The organism is Streptomyces sp. NPDC057253, assembly GCF_042669125.1.
Classification (GTDB): domain Bacteria; phylum Actinomycetota; class Actinomycetes; order Streptomycetales; family Streptomycetaceae; genus Streptomyces.
In genome coordinates this window covers 43632-53036 of sequence record NZ_JBHUXV010000069.1, presented here as the reverse complement: position 1 = coordinate 53036, position 9405 = coordinate 43632, and the positions used below count along the sequence as shown (strand labels likewise).

Genomic DNA, 9405 nt, shown 5'->3' with positions numbered 1-9405 from the left:
TTCATGCGCCGCCCGCCCGCCGCGTCGCGTGCGCGCCCTGCGGCCGTGAGGCTTCTCTCCCGTGGGGCAAACGCCAGCAAAATGCCACATTTACGTCATTCGGCGTGTGGATCCGGTGCCCGTCCCGTGTAACGTCCGGTGGCCGAGAGGCCATGGAAGGGACCAATCCGGTGAACAAGAAGCTCGCGGCCGCACTGTCCGGCGGTGCGGTACTGGTACTGGCGCTGTCGGGATGCGGCGGCGGCGGCAAGGACAACAAGGAACTCGACGCCTGGGCCAAGAAGGTCTGCGACCTGGTGCCCGCCCAGAACAAGAAGATCACGGCCGCCTACGACGCCATCACCAAGGCGGCCGAGGACACCGAGAGCACCCCGGCGGAGCTCCAGAAGGCCGACTCCCAGGCCTTCCAGGACCTGTCGGACGGCTACAAGGCGCGCGCCACGGTCATCCAGAACGCCGGCGCGCCTCCCGGTGCCGAGGACGGGGCCAAGAAGCTCCAGGACGCCGTCAAGCAGCTCACGGTCCTCTCCGCGGCCTACGCCGACATGAAGACGCAGGTGGACGGGCTTAACACCAAGGACCAGGGGAAGTTCGCGACCGGTCTCAAGGACGTCTCCGCGAAGATGCAGTCGGTGGAGACGCAGCGCCAGACCGCGCTGAACGCGCTGAAGGAGCTGGAGTCCGGCGACACCAAGCAGGCGCTGGCCGACCAGGCGGGCTGCAAGCAGGTCTCGGGGTCACCGGTGGCCTCGGCGCCGGCGACGGACAGTTGAGAGCGGGCGCCGGGTGCCGGGCGCCGGGCGGCGTGGGCCGCGGTGAGGGTGTGCCGGCGGGCTGGTGACGGCGTGCCGGCGGCTGGTGCGAGGGGCGGAGACGGCGTGTCGGCGGCTGGTGCCAGGGGCGGAGACGGCGTGCCGTAGGTCCGGGCGGGCCACAATGGGGGCGTGAGTATCTCCGGTCTGCCCGCGCTGCCCGCCGTTCCCGCTGCCGCCTCCGGCGGTACCGACGTCACCGCCCGGCTGCGGGACGCCCTGCTCGGGGCGTCCTTCACCGCTGACGGGCTGCTCGAACTGCTCGGTGCGCCCGCGTACGCGGCGCTCGCGCGCAGCGAGACCGTGCCCGCGCTCCGGGCGACCCGCGGGGACACCCCGCTGGAGGTGCTCGTACGCCTGTTCCTCCTCCAGCAGCCGGTGCCCCACGCGCGCGTGGCGGACGTTCTGCCCGTCGACGCGTGCCTGGAGAGCGGCTGGCTGGTGCGGGCCGGCGGCGACGAGGTGGCCGCGACGGTGGACGTACGGCCGTACGGCGGGCCCGACGGCGAGGACTGGTTCATCGTGTCGGACCTGGGCTGTGCCGTCGGCGGCGCCGGTGGCATCGGGAGCCGTGAGGAGGGTGTCGTCCTCGGGGTCGGCGGCGCTTCCACGACCCTCGCCGGGATCACCGTCCGTACGCCCGTCTCGTCCGCCCTCGACGTCGGCACCGGATCCGGCATCCAGGCCCTGCACGCCGCGCAGCACGCCACGCGCGTGACGGCGACCGATCTCAACCCGCGCGCGCTGCACATCACCGCGCTCACGCTGGCGCTCTCCGGCGCCCCGGCCGCCGATCTGCGGGAGGGCTCTCTGTTCGAGCCGCTCCGGCAGGGGGAGACGTACGACCTCATCGTCTCGAACCCGCCCTTCGTGATCTCGCCGGGCGCCCGGCTGACGTACCGCGACGGCGGGATGGGCGGGGACGATCTGTGCCGCTCGGTCGTTCAGGGGGCGGGGGAGCTGCTGAACGAGGGCGGGTTCGCGCAGTTCCTCGCCAACTGGCAGCACGTCGCGGGGGAGGACTGGCAGGACAGGCTCAGGTCGTGGGTGCCGCGCGGGTGCGACGCGTGGATCGTGCAGCGCGAGGTGCAGGACGTCACGCAGTACGCCGAGCTGTGGCTCAGGGACGCCGGTGACCACCGCGGCGACCCGGCCGAGTACCAGGCGCTGTACGACGCCTGGCTCGACGAGTTCGAGGCGCGCAAGGTGAAGGCCGTCGGCTTCGGCTGGATCACCCTGCGCAGGACCGGCTCGGCCGTGCCCTCGATCACCGTCGAGGAATGGCCGCACCCGGTCGAGCAGCCGCTCGGCGACACCGTCCGCGCGCACTTCGCCCGCCTCGACTATCTGCGCGCCCACGACGACGCGGCCCTGCTGGAGGCTCACTTCAAGCTCGTGCCCGAGATCGTCCAGGAGCAGGTCGGACTGCCCGGAGCGGAGGACCCCGAGCACGTGGTGCTGCGCCAGCACCGGGGGATGCGCCGAGCCACCAAGGTGGACACGGTCGGCGCGGGCTTCGCCGGGGTGTGTGACGGCTCGCTGAGCGCCGGCCGCATCCTCGACGCGATCGCCCAGCTCATGGGCGAGGACCCGATCCTGCTGCGCGACCGCACGCCCGCGCAGATCCGGGTGCTGGTGGAGCAGGGGTTCCTGGAGCCGGCGTGAGGCCGGCGGGGGGCCGCGTGGGGCTGGCGGGGGCTCGTGTGAATCCGGCAGGGGCTCGCGTGAGCCCGGCGGCCGCGTGAGTCCGGCGGCCGCGTGAGTCCGGCGAGGGCTCGCGTGAACCCGGTGGGCGTCCGCATGAACCTGGCGGGGCTCGCGTGACGTCGGTGGGAGTCCCCGTGAACCCGCGGGAGTCCCCGTGAACTCGGCGGGGTGTGCGTGAACCCGCGGGAGTCCCCGTGAACTCGGCGGGGTGTGCCCGCTGAGGCGTCCCCGTACCCCTGGGGCTCCTGTGCCCGGTCTGGTGGGATTGGCCCCGAAAAGGCCTCCTGTCAGTGGGGCGTGCGAGGCTACCTTCGAGGGACAGAACTGACGCGTTCTCGGGGGAGGCGCGCTGTCTCTGGCTTCGGGTCTCGGGGGGAGGCGTGATGGCGGGGGAGACGCCGGATCACGGCGAGCACAGGATCATCAACGGCCGCTACCGGCTCTCGCGCACACTCGGCGCGGGCGGCATGGGCCGCGTCTGGCTGGCGTACGACGAAGAGCTGGCCTGCGAAGTCGCGATGAAGGAGATCGCGCTTCCGGACCTGCCGATGGACGAGGGCGAGACGGCCCAGCGCATCGCCCGCGCCCGCAGCGAGGCGCGACACGCGGCGCGGCTGCGCGGCCACCCGCATGTGGCCACGGTGCATGACGTGGTGGTGCACGAGGGGCTGCCCTGGATCGTCATGGAGTACGTGCCGGACGCGGTGGACCTCCAGGCGGTCGTACGGCGTTCCGGGCCGCTGTCGCCCGAGCAGGCGGCCCGGGTCGGTCTCGCCGTCCTCGACGCGCTCACCGCGGGGCACCGGGTCGGCATTCTGCACCGGGACGTGAAACCGGCCAACATCCTTCTGGCGCCGGACTCTTCGGGTGACCCCTACGCGCGCGTGCTGCTCACCGACTACGGCATCGCCCTCCAGCCCGAGTCCCGCGAACCCCGGCTCACCGCGACCGCCGGCATCCTCGGCACGCCGGGATATCTCGCCCCGGAGCGCGCGCGGGGCGAGCCGCCGACGCCGGCCGCGGACCTGTTCTCCCTGGGCGCCACGCTGTACGCCGCCGTCGAGGGACGCGGCCCCTTCGACCGCCACGGTGAGTACGCCACGCTGACGGCCCTGCTGGGCGAGGACCCCACCCCGCCCGTCCGGGCCGGCGAACTCACCCCGGTGCTGCTGGGGTTGCTGGTCAAGGACCCCGTGCGCAGGTTCTCGCCGGAGGCGGTGCGGCGGGGGCTGGAGCGGGTGGTGGCCGTGCGGGGAGCGGCGGGAGAGGCGGAGGCGTGGGGTGCCCGGAGCGCGGCGGGCCGTGGATTCGGTTCCCCGGCGGGAGGGTTCGGGCCGGCTGTCGGCGGGTGGGGTCCGGCGCCGACTCCTCCGACGCCGGGCGGGCCGGGCGAGTTGGGCGGGCCTGGTGTGCTTCCGACGCCGAGCGCGCCGGGGGTCGGTGTCGGGAGCCCGGTGGCGTCGGGAAGCGGGGGTTCATCCGATGCGAGCCCTGCGTGGGGCGGCGGTTCGGCGGAGGGCGACTCCGGCGCCGGCGGACCGGGCACGCCGGGAGCGACACCGGGCTCGGGGCCACCGTCGCCGTACAACGCGTGGCCACCGCCGGCTGGGCAGGTGCCTGGGACCGACAACCCGTATGCGCGGGGGGCTGGTTCGCCGTATCGGAGCGAGGAAGGGGCGGCCGGGCCGTATGCGCAGGGTGGGGCTTCGGCGGGTCCGTACACGCAGGGTGGGGCTTCGGCCGGACCCTATGCGCGAGGTGCGGCTGCTGGTCCCTACGCCGGTGAGCCCTACGGCGGCGGGGCGCCGGGAGCGTACGACGGCGGTGGGTCCTCGCAGGGGTACGCGGGCGGGCCACCTGGCGGATACGGCGGGCCGGGCGCTCCGGGTGGACCGGATACGCCTGGCGGGCCCGGCATCCCCGGCCCTGGTGGGTCCGGTGCTCCAGGCCTTGTTGCGCCCGGCACCCCCGCCGAGTCCCCTACCCCCAGTGGCTCCCACACCCCCGGGTGGCCCCCCGACCCGGGCATGCCCACCATCACCGGCCCGCCCGCCGCCCTCGGCGGTCCTGGGGGACCCGGCGGCTTCAGCGGCCCCTTCGGTCCGGGCGGCTCCTTCAGCCCCGGCGGTCCGGGAGGCCCCGGTGGCCCGGGTGGCCCCCGAGCTCCCGGCGGCTCCAGCAGCCCCTTCGGTCCCGGCGGCTCCTTCAGCCCCGGTGGCCCGGGCGGTCCCGTAGGTCCCGGCGGCCCCCCTGGCCCCGGAGGCCAGGCGCAGCCTCCCGCCCCCACCCCCGTCGCCAAGAAGCGGCTCGCGCTGCTCGCGCTCGTCGTCGGTGTGCTGCTGGTCGTCGGGGGCGGGGTCTGGGGGGTCGTAGCGCTGATCGGGGGTGACGGGGACACGGACGCCGTGGCCAAGTCGTCCCCGAGTGCCAGGGGGAGTGCGTCACAGGGGGCGTCGCCCGCCGGGCCCGTGCTGCCGTACGGCGATGTCGTCGGGCTGGACGAGCCCCTGGAGGCCGGTGACTGCGTGCAGGCGGTGTGGTCGGGGACGCCGTTCAAGTCGGCGCCGAATCTGGGGGTCGTGGACTGCGCGGACGACTGGCCGGACGGCCAGGTCGTGGCGGTCGACACGGCCACCGGTTTCGCCGACGCCAAGGCCCGCGGCGCCGAACGCTGCGCGAACCTCAGCCGGCCCGTCGTGGACGCGCTGCCCGACGCGGCCGGGTACGCGGTCCTGCCGACCGAGGAGGGCTTCGGCAAGGCGGGCCGGGGCACGGCGTGTCTCGTGCTCGGCCGCCATGCCGCGATCGGCGGTGAGGTCGGCCGCTTCCGGGACCTGGGCACGGACCTGTGGGTCGGTCAGATGAGCCTCGGCGACTGCTGGGTCTACCAGCAGCTCGACGACGGCTACAAAGCACCGCTCACCGACTGTTCCAAGCCTCACACCGACCAGGTGATCGGCACCGTCCAGGCCCCGGCCGGAATGACCTACAAGAAGGGAACCGACAACGCGACCAAGTTGTGCGGCAACAAATTCGAGTCGACCTGGGCGCCCGGTCAGGAGCGACTCGTATACGGCTGGGTGGCCGACGAGGACGACTGGAAGAAGGGATTCAACAAGATCGTGTGCACGGTGAGCCTGACCGACAACAAGAAGTCGAGCGGGAAGATACCCCCGCCCGGCGCGGTCTGAATCCGGTCTGAATCCGGTCGGTTTTCGGCACCCGACGGACCGGATCCGGGTCGCCGCCGGGCCCGGACACCTGCGCACCCGGTCACACGCGTGTGGGATCCGGGTGAGAACCGGGCGTGAACCTGACGGAATCCGCGAGCGACCGGGGCAGTGGCCGGGCGCTCGGCAGGCATCGGCCGGGGGAGTCCTCGACCGTGTCGGCACGGCGTTCACCCGGGGTTCGCCTGGCCGCCGTCCGCGCGTGCCAGTCTCCATGGAAGGCGCACGCGCGGACAGGAGAAGAGGGGCACGGGGAGCCATGGAGAGCGGATCGGCGATCTTCGCGGGATTGGTGTTCGCCCTGTTCGGAGGCGGGCTGCTGGTGTGGACCGCGGCCCGGGTGCGCCATCGCCGGCCCGTCGCCCTCGGTGTGAGTCCCGTCGCATCGGCGACCGTCGCGACCCTCGCCGCGCTCCTCGCGCTGGCCCTCGGCGTATGGTGCCTCACCCGCCTCTAGGAGGCTTCGGCGAGCGGCTCGACCGGTAATTGGGAGATCACCCTCCGGATGAGCCCGAAAAGGCCGGTGAGGACTCCGGGCGGCAGGAATGGCGGTAGTCGGGTTACCGTTCGAGTGGCCGTTGTGGGCTTTTCCCGTTTGACACGGGGGCGGGATGTACCGTCACACTCCGCAGCGTCAGCATGACCCGACCCCGGGAACCAAGGCCTGGGGATACCCCAGCGTCGACCGGAGAGAAGAGCGAAGTTGTCCCCGACCAGCGAGACCGCACAGGGCGGCCGCCGACTCGTCATCGTCGAGTCGCCTGCCAAGGCGAAGACGATCAAGGGCTATCTCGGGCCCGGATACGTCGTCGAGGCGAGCGTCGGGCACATCCGCGACCTCCCCAACGGCGCCGCCGAGGTGCCGGAGAAGTACACCGGCGAGGTACGCCGGCTCGGCGTGGACGTCGAGCACGACTTCGAGCCCATCTATGTCGTCAACGCCGACAAGCGGGCCCAGGTCAAGAAGCTCAAGGACCTGCTGAAGGACTCCGACGAGCTCTTCCTCGCCACCGATGAGGACCGCGAGGGCGAGGCCATCGCCTGGCACCTCCAGGAGGTCCTCAAGCCCAAGGTCCCGGTCAAGCGGATGGTCTTCCACGAGATCACCAAGGCCGCGATCCAGGCCGCCGTCGCCAACCCGCGCGAGCTGAACCAGAAGCTGGTCGACGCCCAGGAGACCCGCCGCATCCTCGACCGCCTCTACGGCTACGAGGTCTCGCCGGTCCTGTGGAAGAAGGTCATGCCGCGCCTGTCGGCCGGCCGCGTCCAGTCGGTCGCGACCCGGCTCGTCGTCGAGCGGGAGCGCGAGCGCATCGCGTTCCGCTCCGCCGAGTACTGGGACCTGACCGGCACCTTCGCCACCGGTCGCGCCGGGGACCCGAGCGACCCCTCGTCGCTGGTCGCGCGCCTGCAGACCGTCGACGGCAGGCGGGTCGCGCAGGGCCGTGACTTCGACTCCCTGGGACAGCTCAAGACTGCGAACGCCCTCCACCTCGACGAGGCGAACGCCCGCGCGCTCGCCGCCGCCCTGGAGCAGACGCGGTTCGCCGTCCGCTCGGTCGAGTCCAAGCCGTACCGCCGCTCGCCGTACGCCCCGTTCCGTACGACGACCCTCCAGCAGGAGGCCTCGCGCAAGCTCGGCTTCGGCGCGAAGGCGACCATGCAGGTGGCGCAGAAGCTGTACGAGAACGGCTTCATCACCTATATGCGTACGGACTCCACGACCCTCAGCGACACGGCCATCAGCGCCGCCCGCGCCCAGGTCACCCAGCTCTACGGCGCCGACTACCTGCCGTCGAGCCCGCGCACGTACGCCGGAAAGGTCAAGAACGCGCAGGAGGCGCACGAGGCGATCCGCCCCTCGGGTGATCGTTTCCGCACGCCCGCCGAGACCGGCCTGACCGGCGACCAGTTCAAGCTCTACGAGCTGATCTGGAAGCGCACGGTCGCCTCGCAGATGAAGGACGCCACCGGCAACAGCGTCACGGTCAAGATCGGCGGCACCGCCGCCGACGGCCGGGACGTCGAGTTCAGCGCCTCCGGCAAGACGATCACCTTCCACGGCTTCCTGAAGGCCTACGTCGAGGGTGCCGACGACCCGAACGCCGAGCTGGACGACCGCGAGCGCCGACTGCCCCAGGTCAGCGAGGGCGACGCGCTCTCCGCCGAGGAGATCACGGTCGACGGGCACGCCACCAAGCCCCCGGCCCGCTACACCGAGGCCAGCCTGGTCAAGGAGCTCGAAGAGCGGGAGATCGGCCGTCCGTCGACGTACGCCTCGATCATCGGCACGATCCTCGACCGCGGCTATGTCTTCAAGAAGGGCACGGCGCTCGTCCCGTCCTTCCTGTCCTTCGCCGTGGTCAACCTCCTGGAGAAGCACTTCGGGCGGCTCGTCGACTACGACTTCACCGCCCGCATGGAGGACGACCTCGACCGCATCGCGGCCGGCCAAGCGCAGTCCGTGCCGTGGCTGAAGCGCTTCTACTTCGGCGAAGGCACTGCCGCGGGCGGCGCGGCCGACGCCGGCAATGGCGACGGGGACCACCTCGGCGGCCTCAAGGAGCTCGTCACCGACCTGGGCGCGATCGACGCGCGCGAGGTGTCGTCGTTCCCGGTGGGCAACGACATCGTGCTCAGGGTCGGCCGCTACGGGCCGTACATCGAGCGCGGCGAGAAGGACTCCGAGAACCACCAGCGGGCCGACGTGCCCGAGGACCTGGCTCCCGACGAGTTGTCCGTCGAGCTCGCGGAGGAGCTGCTCGCCAAGCCGAGCGGCGACTTCGAGCTCGGCGCCGACCCGGTGACGGGTCACCAGATCATCGCCCGCGACGGCCGCTACGGCCCGTACGTCACCGAGGTGCTCCCCGAGGGCACCCCGAAGACCGGCAAGAACGCCGTGAAGCCGCGGACCGCCTCGCTGTTCAAGTCGATGTCCCTGGACACGGTGACTCTTGAGGACGCGCTCAAGCTGATGTCGCTGCCGCGGGTGGTCGGCGCGGACGCGGAGGGCCAGGAGATCACAGCGCAGAACGGCCGCTACGGGCCGTATCTGAAGAAGGGCACCGACTCGCGCTCGCTCCAGACCGAGGAGCAGCTCTTCACGATCACCCTCGAAGAGGCGCTCGCGATCTACGCGCAGCCCAAGCAGCGTGGCCGCGCGGCCGCCAAGCCGCCGCTGAAGGAACTGGGCACCGACCCGGTCAGCGAGAAGCCGGTCGTGGTCAAGGACGGCCGCTTCGGGCCGTACGTGACCGACGGGGAGACCAACGCGACCCTGCGCTCCGGCGACAGCGTCGAGACGATCACTCCGGAGCGCGGCTTCGAACTGCTCGCCGAGAAGCGGGCCAAGGGCCCCGCCAAGAAGACGGCGAAGAAGGCGCCCGCGAAGAAGGCCCCGGCCAAGAAGGCGACGGCCGCCAAGAAGACCGCGGCGAAGAAGACGACCACGGCGGTGAAGAAGACGGCCGCCAAGAAGACGACCGCCGCCGCGAAGAAGGCGACGGCGTCGAAGGCGGCGTCCGAGGACTGAGTTTCGGCCAGGTCGCTCCACTCAGGCTTCGCAATGCGAACGTCCCGGCATCACTTTGGTGTCGGGACGTGCGCATGTCAGGGCGGGCCCACCGGGCTGTCGGTGGCTCCCGATAGGCTGAACG

At 72.2% G+C, this 9405-nt stretch carries 5 protein-coding genes; all 5 read left to right on the top strand.

Features of this window, described 5'->3' with window-relative positions:
- The first annotated feature begins 152 nt into the window (after positions 1–152).
- The 5 genes from ACFULQ_RS30945 (at position 153) to topA (ending at position 9281) form a co-directional block, all read left to right on the top strand.
- Positions 153–773, top strand: coding sequence for a small secreted protein (locus tag ACFULQ_RS30945; protein WP_383550277.1), 621 nt, complete (start codon positions 153–155; stop codon positions 771–773).
- Positions 774–944: 171 nt separating this feature from the next.
- Positions 945–2477, top strand: a complete 1533-nt coding sequence (locus tag ACFULQ_RS30940) for a methyltransferase (protein ID WP_383550275.1) — start codon at positions 945–947, stop codon at positions 2475–2477.
- 425 nt (positions 2478–2902) lie between these two features.
- The gene (locus ACFULQ_RS30935) at positions 2903–5710 is read left to right on the top strand and encodes a protein kinase (protein WP_383550273.1); all 2808 of its coding nucleotides are present in this window, start codon (positions 2903–2905) and stop codon (positions 5708–5710) included.
- 298 nt (positions 5711–6008) lie between these two features.
- Entirely contained in the window at positions 6009–6206 is a 198-nt protein-coding gene (locus tag ACFULQ_RS30930; RefSeq protein WP_383550271.1) for a hypothetical protein, read from the top strand.
- Between the two features lie 246 nt (positions 6207–6452).
- Entirely contained in the window at positions 6453–9281 is a 2829-nt protein-coding gene (gene topA / locus ACFULQ_RS30925; protein ID WP_383550269.1) for a type I DNA topoisomerase, read from the top strand.
- Positions 9282–9405: the final 124 nt, after the last annotated feature.

Excerpts from the sequence above, each read along its gene's own strand:
- ACFULQ_RS30945 (WP_383550277.1), top strand. The coding sequence starts at position 153 with ATGGAAGGGACCAATCCGGTGAACAAGAAGCTCGCGGCCGCACTGTCC.
- ACFULQ_RS30935 (WP_383550273.1), top strand. The coding sequence starts at position 2,903 with ATGGCGGGGGAGACGCCGGATCACGGCGAGCACAGGATCATCAACGGC.
- ACFULQ_RS30930 (WP_383550271.1), top strand. The coding sequence starts at position 6,009 with ATGGAGAGCGGATCGGCGATCTTCGCGGGATTGGTGTTCGCCCTGTTC.